Origin of the sequence: Chryseobacterium sp. JK1, assembly GCF_050632815.1 — a bacterium.
Classification (GTDB): domain Bacteria; phylum Bacteroidota; class Bacteroidia; order Flavobacteriales; family Weeksellaceae; genus Chryseobacterium.
The window spans coordinates 1144525-1164000 of the sequence record NZ_JBODRU010000001.1; the positions used below are offsets into that span (position 1 = coordinate 1144525).

Annotated in this window: 18 protein-coding genes; 7 read left to right on the top strand and 11 right to left on the bottom strand. The window is 35.6% G+C overall.

Annotated elements, in window-relative coordinates; genetic code table 11:
* A complete protein-coding gene (locus tag ACQ76T_RS05035; protein ID WP_422692120.1) occupies nt 1–558 on the top strand; it encodes a SanA/YdcF family protein in 558 nt (185 codons plus the stop codon).
* Here the strand turns inward: ACQ76T_RS05035 and ACQ76T_RS05040 are convergent.
* Complete coding sequence (locus ACQ76T_RS05040) at nt 555–3155, bottom strand: BamA/TamA family outer membrane protein (protein ID WP_431342240.1); 2601 nt, start codon at nt 3153–3155, stop codon at nt 555–557. The two genes, ACQ76T_RS05035 and ACQ76T_RS05040, sit on opposite strands and share 4 nt — an antisense overlap.
* Here ACQ76T_RS05040 and ACQ76T_RS05045 point away from each other — a divergent pair.
* Nucleotides 3141–3866 carry a TrmH family RNA methyltransferase gene (locus ACQ76T_RS05045; RefSeq protein ID WP_431342241.1) on the top strand — a complete coding sequence of 242 codons (726 nt, stop codon included), beginning with the start codon at nt 3141–3143 and terminating at the stop codon, nt 3864–3866. The genes ACQ76T_RS05040 and ACQ76T_RS05045 overlap by 15 nt on opposite strands.
* Nucleotides 3867–3943: 77 nt before the next feature.
* Here ACQ76T_RS05045 and ACQ76T_RS05050 read toward each other — a convergent pair whose 3' ends face one another.
* The 5 genes from ACQ76T_RS05050 to porQ all read right to left on the bottom strand — a co-directional run bounded on the left by ACQ76T_RS05050 (nt 3944) and on the right by porQ (nt 7032).
* A complete protein-coding gene (locus tag ACQ76T_RS05050) occupies nt 3944–4441 on the bottom strand; it encodes a phosphoribosyl-ATP pyrophosphatase (RefSeq protein WP_422692123.1) in 498 nt (165 codons plus the stop codon).
* Between the two features lie 3 nt (nt 4442–4444).
* Nucleotides 4445–4753 carry a phage holin family protein gene (locus ACQ76T_RS05055; RefSeq protein ID WP_103234809.1) on the bottom strand — a complete coding sequence of 103 codons (309 nt, stop codon included), beginning with the start codon at nt 4751–4753 and terminating at the stop codon, nt 4445–4447.
* 81 nt (nt 4754–4834) lie between these two features.
* Nucleotides 4835–5185 carry a YtxH domain-containing protein gene (locus ACQ76T_RS05060; RefSeq protein ID WP_431342242.1) on the bottom strand — a complete coding sequence of 117 codons (351 nt, stop codon included), beginning with the start codon at nt 5183–5185 and terminating at the stop codon, nt 4835–4837.
* Nucleotides 5186–5280: 95 nt separating this feature from the next.
* Nucleotides 5281–5955 carry a (d)CMP kinase gene (gene cmk, locus ACQ76T_RS05065; protein ID WP_431342243.1) on the bottom strand — a complete coding sequence of 225 codons (675 nt, stop codon included), beginning with the start codon at nt 5953–5955 and terminating at the stop codon, nt 5281–5283.
* Nucleotides 5956–6039: 84 nt separating this feature from the next.
* Complete coding sequence (gene porQ, locus ACQ76T_RS05070) at nt 6040–7032, bottom strand: type IX secretion system protein PorQ (RefSeq protein ID WP_431342244.1); 993 nt, start codon at nt 7030–7032, stop codon at nt 6040–6042.
* A 167-nt stretch (nt 7033–7199) separates the two neighbouring features.
* Between porQ and pyrH the strand changes: the two genes are divergently transcribed.
* On the top strand, nt 7200–7907 hold the full coding sequence (gene pyrH / locus ACQ76T_RS05075) for a UMP kinase (protein ID WP_076355472.1): 708 nt from the start codon (nt 7200–7202) through the stop codon (nt 7905–7907).
* 266 nt (nt 7908–8173) lie between these two features.
* Here pyrH and ACQ76T_RS05080 read toward each other — a convergent pair whose 3' ends face one another.
* Nucleotides 8174–9547, bottom strand: coding sequence for a lipase family protein (locus ACQ76T_RS05080; RefSeq protein WP_431342245.1), 1374 nt, complete (start codon nt 9545–9547; stop codon nt 8174–8176).
* A gap of 409 nt (nt 9548–9956) precedes the next feature.
* Between ACQ76T_RS05080 and ACQ76T_RS05085 the strand changes: the two genes are divergently transcribed.
* The 4 genes from ACQ76T_RS05085 to ACQ76T_RS05100 all read left to right on the top strand — a co-directional run bounded on the left by ACQ76T_RS05085 (nt 9957) and on the right by ACQ76T_RS05100 (nt 13120).
* Complete coding sequence (locus tag ACQ76T_RS05085) at nt 9957–10490, top strand: hypothetical protein (RefSeq protein WP_431342246.1); 534 nt, start codon at nt 9957–9959, stop codon at nt 10488–10490.
* Complete coding sequence (locus tag ACQ76T_RS05090) at nt 10484–11035, top strand: DUF4468 domain-containing protein (protein WP_431342247.1); 552 nt, start codon at nt 10484–10486, stop codon at nt 11033–11035. The genes ACQ76T_RS05085 and ACQ76T_RS05090 overlap by 7 nt, the downstream gene beginning before the upstream one ends.
* A gap of 234 nt (nt 11036–11269) precedes the next feature.
* On the top strand, nt 11270–11824 hold the full coding sequence (gene frr / locus ACQ76T_RS05095; RefSeq protein ID WP_431342248.1) for a ribosome recycling factor: 555 nt from the start codon (nt 11270–11272) through the stop codon (nt 11822–11824).
* A gap of 237 nt (nt 11825–12061) precedes the next feature.
* Nucleotides 12062–13120, top strand: a complete 1059-nt coding sequence (locus ACQ76T_RS05100) for a 3-oxoacyl-ACP synthase III family protein (protein ID WP_431342249.1) — start codon at nt 12062–12064, stop codon at nt 13118–13120.
* Between the two features lie 115 nt (nt 13121–13235).
* Here the strand turns inward: ACQ76T_RS05100 and ACQ76T_RS05105 are convergent, their stop codons facing one another.
* The 4 genes from ACQ76T_RS05105 to ACQ76T_RS05120 form a co-directional block, all read right to left on the bottom strand.
* The gene (locus ACQ76T_RS05105; RefSeq protein WP_431342250.1) at nt 13236–14021 is read right to left on the bottom strand and encodes a hypothetical protein; all 786 of its coding nucleotides are present in this window, start codon (nt 14019–14021) and stop codon (nt 13236–13238) included.
* A gap of 188 nt (nt 14022–14209) precedes the next feature.
* A complete protein-coding gene (locus ACQ76T_RS05110; protein ID WP_431342251.1) occupies nt 14210–15667 on the bottom strand; it encodes an LptF/LptG family permease in 1458 nt (485 codons plus the stop codon).
* Between the two features lie 98 nt (nt 15668–15765).
* Nucleotides 15766–16413: a LolA family protein gene (locus tag ACQ76T_RS05115; RefSeq protein ID WP_431342252.1), complete on the bottom strand. Its 648-nt coding sequence runs from the start codon at nt 16411–16413 to the stop codon at nt 15766–15768.
* Between the two features lie 63 nt (nt 16414–16476).
* Nucleotides 16477–19056, bottom strand: coding sequence for a DNA translocase FtsK 4TM domain-containing protein (locus ACQ76T_RS05120; RefSeq protein WP_431342253.1), 2580 nt, complete (start codon nt 19054–19056; stop codon nt 16477–16479).
* Nucleotides 19057–19476 lie beyond the last annotated feature (420 nt).

The following is a 19476-nucleotide window of genomic DNA, read 5'->3' on the forward strand; positions in this document are numbered from 1 at the left end:
ATGATATGCTTCTGTAATGTCTGGGTTTTCGGGCTTACCAATGGCCGTACGTATACCAAAATATCAAAAATACCACCACGGGAAATTGCTTTAGTGTTGGGAACATCTCCTAAAATGAGATCGGGCCTTTCCAATCCTTATTTTACTAAAAGGATGGATGCTGCTGCTTTGCTTTACCACCATGGAAAAATCAAGAAGATTATTGTAAGTGGAGAGAAAAGTAAAGGATATAACGAGCCGGCTGCGATGAAAAATTATCTGGTGTACCAGGAAGGTGTGCCGGAAGATATTATTGTAGAAGATCCGAAAGGTTTTAATACCTATAAAAGTATTCTTCGCTGTAAAGATGTGTACAAAAAGAAAAATGTGATCATTGTTTCTCAGGGATATCACAACCTAAGAGCTTTGTTTTTTGCACGAAATAATGATATGAATGCTTTAGGTTTCGATGCTCAGGATGTGACGAAACCGGAAAGTTTCTACAGAAATCAGGCGAGGGAAATCCTCGCCCGTGTGATTGCTGTAGTTTATTTTATTTTAGGCGTTTCTCCGGATTAGAAAGGATATCCGAACGCGATATTAATGGTAGGCTTAAAAGGCTGGAAATTCTTGAATCTCCATCGATCGCCTTCAGGTTTGTTGGGATCATAGATTTTATAGGCAAGGTCTAATCTGGCAGTAACATAAGCAATATTTAATCTTAATCCAAACCCACTTCCAACCCCGACTTGTTTTAGGAATTTATTGAATTTAAACTCATCTCCATATCCATCATTATAATTACGAAGGCTCCATGTGTTCCCGATATCTGTAAATAAAGCACCTTCGTACATTCTATTGAAAGGAATTCTGTATTCAATATTCGTAGTAAGCTTTAAGTTATCGGTCATATAAGTACGTACTCTTTCGTCTACCTGAGAATCAGCAGGTCCTAAACCGCCAAACGCAACCCAGGCTCTGATGTCATTGGAACCTCCATTGAAGTAAGATTTAATGATAGGCATATCTTGAGAATTTCCATAAGGAATTCCAACTCCAATGAATTGGCGAAGTACCAATGTCTGGTTTCCATTGAATTTAAAATACTTTCTGGTATCGATATCAAATTTCACAAACTGTGCGTACGGTAATCCGAAAATTGTTTTTTGAGGAGCTGTTACCACTCCGCCGTCATTATCTTTTTTGTTGAATAAACTTAAAATATTACCTGCCAATTCTACTTTTCCATTAAAATAGAAAGCGTTGGGATATTCTTTTTTTCCAATTTCGCTGTATACAAAATTGTAGATCATGGAAGAAATAAGAACATCCTGGGTCTGTCTGTCTTTATTCACCAAAGTTCCCCTGAAGGCTGTTAAGAGGTCGGTTCCGGACTGGTTAAGCTGATTGCTGTAATTTGAATCATTCACAATATCCTTTGAAACCTGGTCCATGCTAAGCAGACCTGCATCATATTTTGTCTTTTCACCAGGGTTATAAGCAAAATAATCGTTAAAGATCTCATCTTTTACCCTTCCATCATTAACGAAATAATCGTAGTAGGCATCTTTATTTTTTGTTAAACTCACCTGAGTATTGAATAAAGTCAGCTTATGATATACCTGATCGTTTACATTCGCCTGATAGTTTAGTCCCGTATTGAAAATAACTCTTCCCAATCCTATATTTTCCTGAATGGATGCCCCTAATAGGATAGAGGAAGTAGGGGTATAGCGTTTAGGAATAAATTTATAATAATTAAAAGGGAGAAGCAATCGTGGAAAATTCAGTGAGGTTTGCGCTGAAATTTCATAGGCCGTCACTCTCTTATCAATATTCTTTGTACTTACGATAGATCCAAAAGTACCAGAAAGACTGGTGGAGAGGTTTTCTGCCCCCCTGAAAACATTTCTCGTCGTGAGATCTACAGAAGGAGTAATTCCGAGATTTAAAACCTGGGAATAATTAATATCCGTACCGACTTTAAGTTCATACTTTGGAAGCGGCTTCAATACATACAGAACATCAACAATACTGTCATTCGGCGCTGTCATCCCTCCCTGTCTTAGGGAATCCCTTGCTTTTACAATACTGAAGTTGTTCATAGAAAGGATATTTCTCTTAGTGATATCCAGTTGGGTCTGGTCAAATACCTTTTTACTGTCCGGGAGGATAGCTCTCCATATTGATGAAATTTTGTATTTGTCATTCATCGTATGGAATCGTATTCTCCTTAAACTGTCTTTTTTCGTGTTTTTTGGATAGTCGTTTGCTTCGTCTACAATAGCAACATCAATATTCCCAAAAGTGGCAATTTTATAAGGGGTGTCTAACGAATCTTTATGGATTTCAAGAGTTAGCGGGATTTGCTTTTTACTTTTCAGAGAATCTGCCACAAAATACACTTCATCATTCAGATTATTGAATTTATAAAACCCAAATTCCCTCATTAGATCTGTAATTCTTGTTACTTCTCTTTCAAGTACAGTTTGATCAAGGATGCGCCCCTTTCTTATAAGACTTCTATTCAGATTATAAGTATAATATCCTTTAATCCCCTGATCTGGAATATTATAATAGTAATCTTTAATACGGGTTGGCTGGTTATGCTTAATAAAATAATTAACAGCGGCCTTTTTAGAAGCAGTGTCAAGAATTTGTTTATACGTTACGTCTGCATCCCAAAAACCTCTGTAAGTAAGTCTTTTCTTGATAGATTCAGCGCTTTTTTCACTTTTTGTCTGATCCAGAATAACGGGAGGTGTTCCCCAGCTATGTAGCAGACGATCGAAAAATAACCCTTTTCCTACACTGCTTTTCATATTATATTTAATGAACAAAGAATCCCTAAGTTTTTGATTTCTCATTTCACGGGGATACGTCATATATTCATTAAGAATAGTATCGTATTTTGGATTTGCCATATTATATAAGGTAAGACTTAATGGCATGAAAAGAAGCTGCTTCTTATTGGGTTTCTGCTGAACGTAGTCTTTCAGTTCCTCATCGAAAAATTCTTTTTTATCTCCGAACTGAAAGTTGCTCTTATTAAGCAGATATTCACCCTCTGGAACTTTTTTTGTCGTACTACAAGCATAAAGGAGACCAACAAATGTTGCAAATGAGATAATTTTATAATATTTTTGAGGAGAATTCTTATAATGCTTACAGCTCATACAATAAAAGTTTTACAATCTTTAGATAAAAAGAAGTTCAGACAAAAATACAATTTGTTTTTGGTTGAAGGTAATAAAATCATTTGTGAACTTTTTAATTCTAACTTTAAAGTTAAAGAAATATTATCAACCGATCCGCAAAAATTGGACCGTACTGATATTCCAATCACTCATATCACTGAGAATGAATTAAAAAAAATCAGTTTTCTGAAAACCCCAAAAGATTCTGTTGCCGTATGCTATCTGGCTGAAGAAGAAAAGGGAGAAGACAGGAGTATTCAACTCGTTTTGGATGGTATTCAGGATCCTGGAAATCTAGGAACTATTATACGCCTTGCAGATTGGTTCGGAATTGAACAGATCATTTGCAGTGAAGATACGGTGGATTTTTATAATCCAAAGGTGATTCAGGCTACGATGGGATCTTTCACCAGAGTCAATATGGTATACACAAATCTTGTAGAATATTTGTCTGCTACAGACAATGTGAATATCGGGACAGATATGGACGGGGAGAATATCTATACTTTTGAAAAGCCTGGAAAAATCAACCTTATACTAGGAAATGAAGGAAACGGAATGAGACCGGAAACAGAAAAACTGCTGCAAAAAAGCATCAGTATTCCTCGATTTGGAAAATCCCAGTCTACAGAAAGTCTGAATGTATCGATGGCTGCAGGGATCATCTTAGGACAGTTATTTTCTAAATAGAAAATAGAATGTAAAAATTAGGGCCCAGGAAGTAAAAAATAAGTATATCTATTTTATCAATCCTAAGCCCTAATTTCTTATATTAGTTGTTCCATACTGGAAACACTTTTGTTTTTCTGATAAACCTCCATCTTTTTTCTGACATATTTCAGAGCAATAGGAGCGAGGTATATTAAAGCGGCACCAATGAGCTTTTTCTTCCAATTGGAGCTTTTCATATTTTTTTTGGCGTAGTTTCCTACTACGGCAGTAACGCCCAGTTTGATAATGCTGTCTGTAATGTTACCTTTGAAAGCTGAACTTGCAAGGCCTACTGCAGTATTTTTATTGATTAAAAGGTCTTTTACTTCTGAGGTAAGCTGTTTAGCAATAACATCTTTTCTAAGAACTACTTTTTCATCACCGTCTTCATCCACTTTTTCCTGCAGGTACTGATCGCTCAGTCCATTGGTAAATGCACTCAGGCTTTCCTTCGTATTTTTGAAGGTAAGAAGATTTTCAAGATCACTTATTTCACCCTGAAGCAGTTTTTTCTTTCTTCTTAATTCTTCAATGCTTTCGTATTTTCTGCTCATAGTTTAATGATTTAAAAATTTAATAACCTGATCTGCAACTGCATTAACGATTTTATTTTTGAAAGCGATAACGAAGGCCATTACCAAGGCATAAAACGCAGCAACAATCAAGAATCCATAGGAATAGTTATCCAATGCTTTACCAATAAGAAAAGCAATTCCAAAGTTGAAAAGGATAATAAAAAAAGCAAAAGCAACAAGCAGTACTACAAAGTAGGTAATGAGCCCGGCAGAAAGAGAAGATTTTTCGGTGGCTTCAATTTTAAGAAGATCGATTCTCTTAGATGCGTATTCTTTAATAGTTTCTATCATTGTTTTTTTTTAAAGTTACAAAAAAAGGAACTTTCGCACAAAAGTTCCTTTCTGTAATTTACTTAAAAAGATAAATTACTTTTATTTTTTCAGATCATTAAGTTCTGCTTCTACGTCTTTTACAACGTCTGCAGTTTTAGAAACAATCTGGTCTTTATATTTGTCATATCCGTCTTTTACGGTATGTGCAACGCTGTTTGCTGTTTCTTTAAAAGTAGAAGAAATATTGCTGTACTGGTCTTTCATTTTTTCAGAAACCTCTCCGTATTTATCTTTAGCCTGATCTTTTAAATCATTCGCTTTGTTTTTGATTTTTTTTCTGGTTTCTTTTCCTTCTTCAGGCGCATAAAGCATTCCTAAGATTACACCTGCTGCAGCACCTGCTAAAAGTCCTGCCAATATACCTGCTGTATTATTTCCTTTTCTAGACATTTTAAGTTTTTTAATAATTAATAATAGATTAGTTTTTACAGTAATAAAACTTACAATTTGTGTACCAAAGGAGGCTTTAAGCCTATTAAAAATTGTTAAATCTTTTCGATGTGAGATAAAATAAGATCGATGGTTTCTTCTTTGGTCAACTCAGAATTATCTATGACGATGGCATCGTCAGCCTGCTTCAAAGGGGCTATTTCACGCTCACTGTCGATTTTGTCTCTTTCTATCAGGTTGTGTTTTACCTGTTCTTTATTAGCTTCCATACCCAGGCTTTTCAGCTCCAGAAACCTTCTGTTGGTTCTTTCGTCAATACTGGCAGTAAGGAAAAATTTATAGTCCGCATTTGGCAGAACTACTGTCCCTATGTCACGTCCATCCATAATAACACCCCCTTTTTCTGCCAAAGAACGTTGAGACTGTAATAAAAAGTCTCTTACTTCCTTCTGTTTGGCAACAAGGCTTACATTGTCCGAAACAATATTGGTGCGGATTTCTTTAGATATGTCAGTATTATTAAGAAAAAGGATTAGTGTTCCGTCATTGTTTTTAAACTCAAGATGGATCTGGTCAAATGAAGAAAATAAGGTATTCAGATCAATTTCACCAATTCCATTCAGACAGTGCTGCAATGCGTACCAGGTAACACCTCTGTAGAGCGCTCCTGTGTCCATATGAATAAGTCCCAGTTTATCTGCAATGATTTTAGAGATAGAACTTTTTCCGGTAGACGAGTAACCATCGATAGCTATTACAGGTTTTTTCATTCTGCAAATTTCAAGATTTTTTCTTAAAAATCAAGAGAAGCGGATAAATTTCTTACTTATTTTAAGAATTTCCCAGCCTGTCAGTTATTCTCCTCTGTGGCTGGAAAGATCCATGGAAATACCTATCTGGTTGACATTCGAGGAGTTGTGATATCTGATGTGAGCATAATCTATACGGAATCTTGATACTTTCACCCCAAATCCTCCGGAAAGTCCTGAGAAGTTTCTTTGGTCTGCAACAGCAAGCTCGTTTCCTCTTTTTACATTATACCCCAAGCGGATGTTAAAGTTTTTGTCAGGGAAAAGCTCTGCGCCTAATGAGAAATGGTCTGCAATTTTTCTTCCCGCATTTACTTTTTGCCCGTCTTTATTAAGGTCCTGGGAAATATTGAATTCCTGAAGATCATGTGCTGTAACAGTGATGGCTAGAGGAAAGTTTTTTAAAGTTTTGGTATACCCCAAATCTATTCTGAACGGAAGATTCTCTCTTTCTCCATTGAAAGATTTCAGCTGAAAACCGAAATTTCTCAGAACAAGAGAAAGTACTTCTTTGTTCTTTTTGTTGTGATAGGTAATTCCCGCCGTTCCTGAAATGGCGGAAGAAGTATAATTATCAATTTTTGAGGTAATGAAGTTAAGCCCTCCACCTATTGTCCAGTCTTCTTCAAACTGGTAGGCATAGCCCGCACCGATGGCAACATCTGAAGCTTTGAACTCTCCATCCTGAAAACCACTTTCATCCGTTCTTGGAATACTTCCGTAGCTCATGTATCTGGCATTGATGGTGGCCATGTGACCATTATCAAAGTCTTTAGCATAGGCTATAGTTCCGTATTTAGAATCGGCAAGGTAGGCTGTAGCATTTACAGAAAGCTGCTTGTCTGAATCTTTATTTAAAAGGGCCGGGTTTGCAATAGCAAAGGAAACATCATAATCTCTTATCGAAATTGCATCTCCACCCAAAGCAGCCTGTCTTGCGGATACAGGTACATTTAAAAACGGATAGACGTTTGTTCCTGTTTGTGCATAAGAAACAATTCCTGATAGAAATAATGAAAAAATGATAATTTTCTTCAACTCAATTTATAATTAATGCAAAAATAATCCTTTTTCGTACTTTTCAAAATATTTCTAACATTATTTCTAATTAAATATTTTTCTTTTATCAATATTTTTAATGATTATATTTGCAAAATCAAATTTCGGGGAAACCGACACTAATAAAAAGTTACTAAAAATAAAAGATGAAATATAAAAGAATCCTTCTGAAACTAAGCGGAGAGGCATTAATGGGGAACAGACAGTACGGTATTGACAATGAAAGACTGCAGGAATATGCTGCTGAGATCAAAAAAGTAGTTGAGAAAGGCTGTGAAGTAGCGATCGTCATTGGAGGAGGAAACATTTTCCGTGGTGTAGCAGGGGCTGCAAAAGGAATGGATAGAGTGCAGGGTGATTATATGGGAATGCTTGCTACCGTTATCAATGGAATGGCATTACAGGGAGCTCTGGAAGATGCAGGAATCAAAACAAGACTTCAGTCTGCTATCGAAATGGATAAAGTGGCTGAGCCTTTCATCAAAAGAAGAGCAGTGAGACACCTTGAAAAAGGAAGAGTTGTAATCTTCGGGGCGGGAACAGGAAACCCTTATTTTACTACAGATACCGCTGCTACTTTAAGAGCTATCGAAATAGGAGCAGATGTAATTCTGAAAGGAACAAGAGTGGACGGAATCTACGACAGCGATCCTGAAAAGAATGCAGATGCGGTAAAATACAACTCATTATCTTTTGATGAAGTATTTGAGAAAAACCTTAAAGTAATGGATATGACTGCATTTACTTTAAGCCACGAAAATAAATTGCCGATCATCGTATTCGACATGAATAAAGACGGGAATTTAGAGAAAATCGTAGATGGTGAAAATGTAGGAACTCTGGTTGATTTATAATCTGACTTCAGAATTTCGGATGAATAATGTGAAAAATTAATCATTATTACACATCAGTTATCATTTGCTTAACATGTACTTTATAAATCTGTTGTAAATTATATACTATTTTTAAGGTATTTAAATTACTTTGAGAAATAAAGTGTCATAAAAAAATACAACTTACAATTGATGGTATCATAACATTGTAAGTAATATAAAATTAAAAGCACCTGCTACAGTTTTGGGCTGTACAGGTGCTTTTTGTATGGATAACATTCCGAAAATTAAAAATTTTGAACTTCATCGGTTTCAGCTTTCTGCAAACTGTTTTCTTGTTGTGACAATACCAGATGAGACAGGATCCAATCTATAATTTGGTTGATGACTTTTAAGATCATTTCGTCCTTTGTCACTTTCGTTACTCCCGGTACTAAAGGTAAGGGATTGTTGGTTGTAGGAAGTGGAATAGGCTGTGGTAGAATGAGGCCGTATAATGGATTGCCGTTGCTATCTTCAGTACCTGTGTACAGATCTGTATGTTGTGAAGCCAACTGGTAAAAATAATCATTTAAAGACTGAGGAGGTGTATTCATAGAATGGCTTCCATATGTACTTTGAATAGTTCCCGGAAGTGGCTGGTTGTGTATTCTTGTATAAGGAGCTCCTGATTTTGATCCATCATCGATCGCAATTTTCTGTAGAGCATCAAGCTTTAAACCTGTGAAGAAATCTGTTGACTCTCCATATATTTTTGCAATCAGTTGCAGATCTTCATTTGCCCAGGCATGTGGAACAACATCCAGATCATTCCAATGCATCGTATTCCAATGCTGATAATCTCTGGGTTGTAATATCCAACCCTCTGGTAATGGAGGAAAAGTTGTGTTGAATCTTTCAGCAAAAGCGATGTCACCAGGGGTAGGGCCTGCAGTAGGATATGCAAGAGTAAAAGCAAAAGCATCCAGTAATGCATGCTCTTTTAAATATAATGCAAGAGTAGGAGATAATGCTCCGGCAAGGCTGTGTCCACAAAAAATAATAGCGGTGTTCGGATCCGGGTTCAAACTTGTAAGAAACTTTTCGAGGGTTGTGTTAGGCGATGCTGCCGTTTCTACCGTTGTGAGATTAAGGAGGATACTGATACCGGTAGCAGTACCTTTTGAAATATAAGGATCAGAACCATTATATGCAGACGGAGTAAAATCAGAAGGATTGTAGGTTGTCCAGTTAACAATCTCTGATACTGAAAAATCCTCTGTTTCCCAATCGTAAAGTGAGGAAGGATTGGTCGCCGCAATAGCCACTACATAAGCAGGGATGGTAGGACCTCCGGGAAAAGCAACGCTGTCACATTGAACTACATATAATGCATTATCAGCAACACCGGTCGGATTGCCGTCTTCATCAGTTTCTTCAATCAGGGCAGGTCCCCAAACAAGATTCCAGTTTCCCAGCAATGGAGGAATGGAGGGATCGGCTGTCGAAGGTTCTGTCTGGTTCATTATTTCCACGGGCGGAACATTGTTGAAATAATAGGATAAATCATACTGAAGCTGTTGCTGCAATTGAGCTTGATTTCCGTTGTACTGTGCCGCACGGTCTGCCAAACAAGCCAGGCCAAATACCTGCTGATAGGCATCTAAAGAGGGATTTGTCATAATCTGAATGTTTTAAAATTAATATTTGCAATAATCAAGACCTGTTTTCCATTGACGTGATCCAGATTTTTTTGGTCTGAATATTTTTCATGCTGCTTATTCTTGTCTGTTTATTGTATGATGGGTGGTATCTTTTGTTGTTTATATATTAAATTTTCGATAAAGTAAAATACGCTATAAAAAAAGAGATATCTGTAAGGGGAAATAACCGATGTTTCCAATAGGTATTTGTACTTGAATTTCTCCAATAATAAAAGGAGCTTTGAATGGTATATTTAACTAGTGATATATAACTTTATAAGGTGAATTGTTTTGAAATGTAAAAAAATAATTCTTACAAGCCCCATAAGTACGGGTTTCCATAAAATGTGAACTTAGAGTATTTCTATATTTGTGGGAAAATTATAACATGAAAAAAATATTATTTTTAATATTTGTTTTGATTGGAACATTTGTTTTTTCTCAGGAATTTGTTTTAACTGAGGATAATTATAAACTCAAAGATGACAAATCAAAAAACTATGTCGTTCTAGAATTTCCTGGAAAGAAAATACAAGAATTATTCTCTTTGGTAAAAAATAACCTTCCAAAAAAGTATGATTTAAAATTTGATCATATAATAGAGTCTGAAAATAATCAGATAATTGTTGAAATAACAAGTCAAAGCTCGAGAACGATATTTATCAATAGGAAAGGGGCAAATGTATGGAAAGTAGTCAATAAGTATGAGCTAAATTTTAAAGATGAAAAAATAATGATTAAACCATCTTTCATGTATTTACTAAATACTGAAACAAAAAGCGAAGCATCTATTGGGTATTTATTTAATAGCAGAGGAATAGTAAGAATTGAAAATGCGGTTTCGTTTGCAGAAGCATTTACCAATACATTTGTGCGAAATTTTGATAAAGAATTAATTAAACATACGTCCGAGAAATGGTAAAGTTTAAAAACTGCATTTTGGTAATATCAGTATTTATTTCTCCTTTTATTTTTTCTCAAGAATTAAAATATGAGGAAGTAGTAAAGGTGGATTCAACAATTACGAAGGAAGAGCTTTATAGAAGAGGTAGAACTTATCTGGCCAAAAATTTTAAGGATGAGGGTGAAGTGTTTACAATTGATGATAAAGAAGCTGGAGAACTAACAGGAAGTGGGAGAGTACGTTATTTTACAAAAAGGATTTTTGTAGGCGCCTTATGTACTATTGGATATGTAAATTTCAAAATAAATATATATCCAAAAGATGGTCGGTATAAGTATGTGCTACATTCTCTTGTTCATGAAGGCACAGATTGCAGAAAAAATAGCGCAATTAACTATGGATTATTAACTCTAAGTGAGAAGCCAGATAAATCAAAAGATGTATTTCTAAGAAAAGGTCCATGGCTGGATATAAAAGAAAAAACAGACATGCGAATGAATGAAGTTATATCTGGATTAAAAGAAGCAATGAACAAAAAACACGAGACAAGTAACAACTGGTAATAAATAAAAGAGATTGAATTGATCTCTTTTGCTGTATAATAAAAGCTTAAATTCTAAAGAATGAAATATTGCTTTGCTGAAATATCAAAAACAATCATTATTTTTGCACCACTGAATAGTAAAAAATAGTAAAAAAACAGTAAAAAACAGCTTTAAATAGGCGATTGGTATTATTTAACTATTTGATTTTCAGATTATATTAAAATGTGTAATTTATCAAACTATACTATAATAATGGAAGAATTAGATCTTATATTAGAATCTGTAAGACAGGACATGGATGCGGCTGTAAAGCACTTGGATCATGCATTTCAAAGAATTAGAGCAGGACGTGCTTCTACAGCTATGGTTCAGGATGTAATGGTAGAATATTACGGAGCTCCGACTCCTATCAACCAGGTTGCCAATGTTTCTGTACCGGATGCAATGACAATCTCTATTCAACCTTGGGACAGAACTGCGATTAATGCTATTGAAAAAGCGATCATCAACTCAAACTTAGGTTTTGCACCTTCTAATAATGGAGAAAATATCATCCTTAATGTTCCACCTTTAACAGAAGAAAGAAGAAGAGAGCTTGCAAAACAGGCTAAAGGAGAAGCTGAGCAGACTAAAGTAACAGTAAGAAACGCAAGACAGGACGGTTTGAAAGAGCTTAAAAGACTGGACGGAGTTTCTGAAGATGTTGTGAAAGGAGTAGAAGAAGAGATTCAATCTTATACAGATAAATATGTAAAACTTTGCGACGAGCATCTTAAGACAAAAGAGGCTGAAATTATGAAAGTATAATTTTCAGTTTTTGAAATAATAAGGAGGTTTCTTTGAGAAACCTCTTTTTTTTATATCATTAGGTTTTGTTATCTTTAACAGCAGAGATACTGAGGACTGCATATTATTTCTTTAGGTTTTTTATAATAATACTTTCAAAGCCTATAATATATTGATAAGTTCTTACGTTAGCTCGTTATATACTGAGAGAGTTATTTCTCCAGTTTTATTATAAACAAGAAATTAAATATTTAATTAATGACAAAGATTATCGGGGTAGGTAATTACATTCCATCTGAAACAATAACCAACTTATTTTTTGATCAACATGTTTTTCTTAATGAGCAAGGGATATTATTAAAAGAAAATAATGCCTCCATTACAGACAAGTTAAAAAAAATTACAGGTATTGAAGAGAGAAGATACGCTCGCAGTACAGAAGTAACTTCGGATTTGGGGTACATTGCTGCTCGTTCAGCAATAGAAAATGCTAAGATAGACCCTGAAACTCTTGACTATATCATATTTGCGCATAATTTTGGAGATGTCCGATCGGGAACCGTTCAGTCCGATATGGTGCCCAGTCTTGCAGCAAGAGTAAAGCATTTGCTCGGAATAAGAAATAATTTTTGTGTAGCATATGATGTGGTTTTTGGATGTCCGGGATGGATTGAAGGGGTGATTCAGGCAAACGCTTTTATTAAGGCCGGTATTGCGAAACGCTGTTTAGTGATTGGTGCCGAGACGTTATCCCGCGTGGCAGATATTCATGATAGAGACAGTATGATTTATGCAGATGGTGCGGGTGCTGCTATTTTGGAGGCGAATCATACTGACGATGTGGGAATAAAGGCACATTTGTCAGCTTCTTATACATTTGAGGAGAAAGATTATCTGTATTTTGGAAAGTCATATAATAATGAAAACTGTCCAACCATACGATACATTAAGATGGATGGAAGAAAGATATATGAATTTGCTTTACTGAATGTTCCTGATGCCATGAAAAAATGTCTTGATAACAGCGGATACTCGATTTCTGATTTGAATAAGATCATCATTCATCAAGCTAATGAAAAAATGGATGAAGCTATTGTGAACCGATTTTATCAATTATACGAAACACCTGTTCCGGAAAATATAATGCCGATGGTGATTCACAAACTGGGAAACAGCAGTGTGGCTACCATTCCATCTTTGCTGACCATGATTTTAAATGATGAACTGGAACATCATAAAATTGAGAAAGGAGATGTCGTTTTATTTGCTTCCGTAGGAGCTGGCATGAATATTAATGCTTTTATTTATAAGTTTTAAAAGTTCGGTCTACCTTATAATAGTATAAAAGGGATAAATTCTAAACATATAAAAAGCGGTTTTATTGAAAAAACCGCTTTTCTTTTATAAAGTATCTTATTTTGTCAACTGACTCTTATTTACAGTTTTCGTTGTAATCATAGATCACTTCATTGATGAGGCTCATTTTATCCGTCATAGAATTACTGATCTCTTCTCTGATAAATTTTCCAAGACCTGTTCTTTTTTTCTCTTCATTTTTCAGTGAGCCATATTCGCCTTTTGTCATCTTTGCTTTTGTGTAAGGACAATCTGCAATGATAATTTTTGCTTTTGCCGGAGTAAGTTCTTCTACTTTTCCCCCTTTCTTAGAATAGATATAGTTGGGGTATTTCTGCAGTCTTTCAGTTTCTTCCCTGGATACACCATTGGCACTGTTGGCTGTAACAGATGACGGATAGCCGTACAGCTTATACACTGTAATCTTACCCTCCGCTACAACTTCCGCAAACTGAGAATTCCTTGAAAGGTTATTGATAGCTTTCAATCCTGCACTTAATCCTGTGATATCGTCAGAAGTATTCATCGCTTCTCTTGCGTTCGAGTATTTTACAGATTGGAAAATCCTGGGAGTATCTCCTTCATATAACATGTATTCTTTGATGTCGTCAGCATCGTAGTTTTTATATTTAATTTTGTTTTTTACCTTATCAATATCAGCAGGGGCAGCAAATTTTACTTTCAGCTGATTTTGCCATGGGCTGTAATAACTTCCGTGAAGCCTTACAACACCTTCAGTCTTTTTTCCTGCTTTGTCGATAATGTATCCGTATTTCTCTCCGTTATAAGATGCTGTTTCTTCCTGAGCATAGATATTCAGCGAAATAAACCCTAGAAAGGCCATAAGTAGTATTTTTTTCATGGTTATATTTAAATCTCCGGCAAAGATATATTTTTCCTTTAACATAATGATGAATTCAAAATTTTAGTAAAAATGGGAAGCTGATCTCTTTATCTTGATATGTTTATGAATGACAAGAAAATTTATATTCTTAAAAACAAAAGATCCGGACATTCCGGATCTTTTTATGGCTGAATTTTAAATTACATTTATTGGTATCTCTGATGCTCTTTATTCTTAACAAAGAGTTTCGTAATAGGTTTAAAGAACACTTTGTATTTTTCAGCATCAAATAGCTGTGAATCTGTAAGCGCTTTATAAGTCATCCAGACTCCAAAAGGAAAGAGGATAAAGTTAGGAAGCCATGCTGCCAGATAAGGATTCAGTTTTCCGCTCCAGGACATGTTTTCCACTCCTACATTCATAACGTAGAAAATAATGAAGATCACGATCGCAATAATTACCGGAAGCCCCATACCTCCTTTTCTGATGATGGATCCTAAACTGGCTCCAATAAGGAAGAAAATAATACACGTAACCGAATAAGAAATAATCCTCTGCTGGTAAATCACTACTTTGCTGAAGTATTTTACATTGGTACTGAACTCATTCTTTTTAGATTCCAGCGTGCTTTTAAGGTTCTCCAATCGGTTGTAAGAGTAGTAGATCATATCAAGTTTCTTATCCCCTTTTACAGAATCTAATTTGATCTGAGCTTTAGGAGCAACCTTATGTTTGTTTCCCTTATCCATATAGCTGATCACAGAGTTGGTCTGGCTCAGTACTTCATATCCGATATTATCAAAGAATTTTTTATTCTCTTTTTTACTTCTGTCAACCGTTTCATTAAGCTGGTTATAGGTCTGGAAACGGTAGTCATCCGTGATCTGCTCTTTTTCGATTGCTTTATTAATGATTTCACTGATGTCGAAGTGAGAAACCAAAGTGTCAAACTTAATAGCCTGATCAGGTTGTTTCTGTCTTACATTGTCGCCTTTCCCTGCAAAGGCATCCTCGAATACGTATCCGTTATAAAGAACAAGTTTCAGGAAATTTTTGTTGCTGGCAGGAACAAACTGTCCTTTTTCGGCCACCACAGATTGTTGGTTTTCGTACGTATTTGCTTTTTTATGAACAAAAACGCCTTCAATATTTTCTCCATTCTCACCATAGATCTTGTCAAATTTTACCATATATCCAGGAATCTGATCAATGAACTGTCCTGGTGTAAAGTTGATGGCAGGCTTTGTCTGAGCAATATTGAAAAGCATATTTTTAGCTTTCTTCTGAAAATCCGGAATGATATTATTGGAAAAGAAGAAAAGCATTACAGCAAGTATGGTTGCAATACCAAATAGAGGAGTCATAACTCTTGTTAAAGGAATTCCCGCGGCTTTCATAGCTGCAAGCTCATACCGCTCCCCAAATTCCCCGAATGACATGATGCTTGCCAACAGAATGGTGAGAGGGAGAACCATACTGATAACGTTCACCCCAAGATAGAAAAGAAGTTTCAGGATCTGCCAGTAGCTTAATCCTTTTCCCATAAATTGCCCCAATTGAACCCAGATAATGTTTACAATGAAAATGAAAAACAATACGCTGAATATAAAGAAAAACGGCCCAAAGAAGGTTTTTATGATATATCGGTCTAGTATTTTTAACATGCGCCAAAATTAATCAAAAAGCCACAAATTTTACTTGTGGCTTTTATATTTTGTTATTTTTTTTCTAAAGCGGATTGAGAAATCTGCCTTTTTACTTTTTAAAGTTCTGTAACTACGTAGTTTTTATATTTATTTTTATCAAAAACAAACATATTAGGATCCAGCTGTTGGTTCTCTTTATATTCCTTTATGGCAATCACTGCCACATCTTTATTGCTTCCGTGCTGTTCCAGTTTCACCATTTGTTTCTTCGCAGAGTCTACAAAAAGATAAACCGCCGTTATTCCATTTGATTTTACCGGAGTAAGTTTAATGAAGTCCGCATTTACTCCATTTACCATTTTCTTACCGTTATACGTTACGTTATAGTCATTTCTGTACGTAGTCAGGTAGTTGATAGGGGAGAACATGGTACTGCTTCCGTTGGGTTTGGCAATCGTTACTTCCATATCATCCGCGTTGATGTTGTAGATTTTACTTCCGTCGAAGATCTGTTCTGTATCCATGATCTTCAGTTTGTATTTTTCCCCTGCAGCATAATAAATACCAGGTTCACTTTTTGTCACTTGACCATTTAAGCCACTTCCAAAAGAGAATTTGAAGTAAGAATTTTTCTTGGAATTATAGTTAGCGGTGATGTCATCAAGGATTTTTTTAGCTTTAGCATCAATCTTCTGAGCGTTTGCTATTCCTACTGCACCTACTACAAAACTTCCTAATATAACTTTTGAAATAATATTTTTCATTTTTCTATTTAATAATCTTTAGACATTTTTTAATTGTAAAGGTTGAAACCTTCAGTTTATCCCTTAGCTACGCAGATCTTCCAAAAACTGTTCCAAAGAATGAAGATCGCTAATGATAACCTCTCTCGCTTTGGCTCCATTAAAGCCTCCTACAATTCCGCTTGCTTCAAGCTGATCCATAATTCTTCCGGCTCTGTTGTATCCCAGTTTCAGCTGTCTCTGAAGCATCGAAGTAGATCCCTGCTGTGTGGAAACAATAATTCTTGCGGCATCTTCAAATAAAGCATCTTTTTCATTAGGATCAAATGTTCCGGCTGAACTTGATGAAGAGTCTTCGGAAACATATTCCGGAAGTAAAAATGCAGAAGCATATCCTTTCTGCTCTCCGATATATTCTGCGATCTTTTCTACCTCTGGTGTATCTACGAATGCACACTGAAGTCTTAGAATTTCATTTCCGTTGAAATAAAGCATATCTCCTTTACCAATCAGCTGGTCTGCTCCTGTAGAATCAAGAATCGTCCTTGAATCTACACTGGAAATTACCCTGAAAGCAGCTCTTGCCGGGAAGTTGGCTTTAATCATACCTGTAATTACATTTACTGATGGTCTTTGAGTGGCAACAATAAGGTGAATTCCCACGGCTCTTGCAAGCTGCGCCAGTCTGGCAATAGGTAATTCAACCTCTTTTCCTGCTGTCATGATCAAATCTGCAAACTCATCTACAACCAGTACGATATAAGGAAGGTATCTGTGTCCGTTTTCAGGATTCAGTTTTCTTTCTGTGAATTTCTTATTGTACTCTTTTAAATTTTTACAGAAGGCATTTTTAAGAAGGTCATATCGGGTGTCCATTTCAATACACAGAGAATTCAGAGTATTGATCACTTTATTAGTATCCGTAATGATTGCCTCGTCTACATCCGGAAGTTTTGCAAGATAATGTCTTTCAATTTTTGAATATAATGAAAGTTCCACTTTCTTAGGATCTACCATAACGAACTTCAGTTCACTTGGGTGTTTTTTATAGAGAAGGGAAGTAAGAATAGCATTAATCCCGACAGATTTACCCTGACCTGTCGCTCCGGCCATCAATAAGTGAGGCATTTTGGCAAGGTCGGCCATGAAAACTTCGTTAGAGATTGTTTTTCCGAAAACTACCGGAAGATCCATATCCGTATTCTGGAATTTGTGAGAAGCAATTACCGAACGCATAGAAACCATTGTAGGGTTTTTTCTCGGCACTTCGATACCGATTGTCCCTTTTCCAGGCATTGGTGCAATAATTCTGATTCCCAAGGCTGAAAGGTTCAAGGCAATATCATCCTGCAGTTTTTTAATGGCGGCAACTCGGATACCCGCTTCAGGTACAATTTCGTATAATGTAACTGTTGGACCAATTGTAGCTTTGATTTCTGCAATGCCTACGTTGAAGTTTTTCAGCAATCCTACAATCTTATTTTTATTTTCTTCTAATTCTTCTTTATTGATAGAAATTTCTTCATTCCCATAATCCTTCAATAATTCTACTGGTGGCATTTGGAAGTTGGCAAGATCTAAACGGTGATCATAAAGACCATGTTTTTCTACCAGTTCCTGAGACTTTCTTTCCGAATCATCAAGAATATCAATCACCGGAGCTACTTCTACATTAAATTTAATATCTTCCACTACAGGAGCCGCTATTGAAGGTGATGGAGTTGATGGCCTGATGTCAAAAGCCTCTTCAGGACTTGAAACCGGAACAACTGGTTTGGTGGAAAGATTTAAATTAAGAGGCTGTGAAAAATCTTTAGGCTCTGCATCAAAAGAAGTGTGATTAGGGGTAACAATCGTTTCTATATCAGTAGAAGCGGTTTCAGAAAATCCTTTAGGAGTATTAATCTGAGGCTGTGGTTTTGTAATATTGATAGGATTTTGAGGAGTAGTAGTTACCTCACTTACGGTAACGTTAGGGGCAATGTCTTCCTTTGTGTCTACTTCTTCGATCTCTTCTTTCAGTTCTTCATCTGCCTCAAAGTCTTCTTCAGAATCCGGGATCATAGATTTTACTTTCCCAATGGTATTTTCATTAAGCTTATTCAGTTTGGCTTTGATGGAGCTTGGACGAAGATTGAATTCCAAAATAAAATATAAAAGAATACTTGCTGCCAGTACAGTCCATAAACCTACCGTTCCGATAATGGCATTAAGGTAGTCCATAATTTGATAACCATACACTCCCCCTAAAACACCCTGACCTTTGGTAAGCGCTCCCATAAAAATAGGCAGCCAGCAGATAAAAAATAAAGAGTGGCCAATGGTTTTCCACGGCTTGAAAATTTTCTTTTTAAGGATAAGAGTTCCTACGACTAAAAATAAGAAGGCTATAATAAATGAGGCAATGCCAATACTTTCAAAAATGAAAATATTTCCAAGCCAGTCTCCTGCTTTCCCAAATACATTTGAAGATTTTATACTTTTATCGAGCATGGTGCCTGCCTGGCTTTGATCTGCTTTCCAGTTCATTAAATAAGAGATGAAAGAGAAAGCAAGAACAGCAGAAAAAAGTATAAAAGTAAGCCCGAAAAAAATACGTGGCTTAGATAAAATTCTGCCTTTATCAGGCGATTCAGTCGGTTTTTTTTGTGTCTTTTTGTCCATAATATCAATGTGGCAAATTTAATGTTTTTTCAACATTAAATGAATCTTTTTTACTCTAAAGAAAGCCTAATTTAGGGTTATTTTTTTTGAAACAAAACGGAATTTTAAGATATTTTTCCTATATCATTTCTAACCCCTATTAAAACGTGATCTGAAGTTTATTTTTGGGGATAAGAAACAAATATTGATCCAAGTTCCTGTGAGAATTTTTAAAATTTTAAAATCATAAATAGGTAGTAAATTCGAAAAGACTATTTCCTTCGAAAATGGATATTTAATGATTTATTTTTTAGTTTTCATGTTGTTTGTATTGTAAAATATTGCAAATGTGATTGTTATGTTGTTTTTGAATGTGAGCATATAGAAGACTTCAATTACCTGTATAGGAATTATAAATGTATATTTTTTCGGATTCCAAAA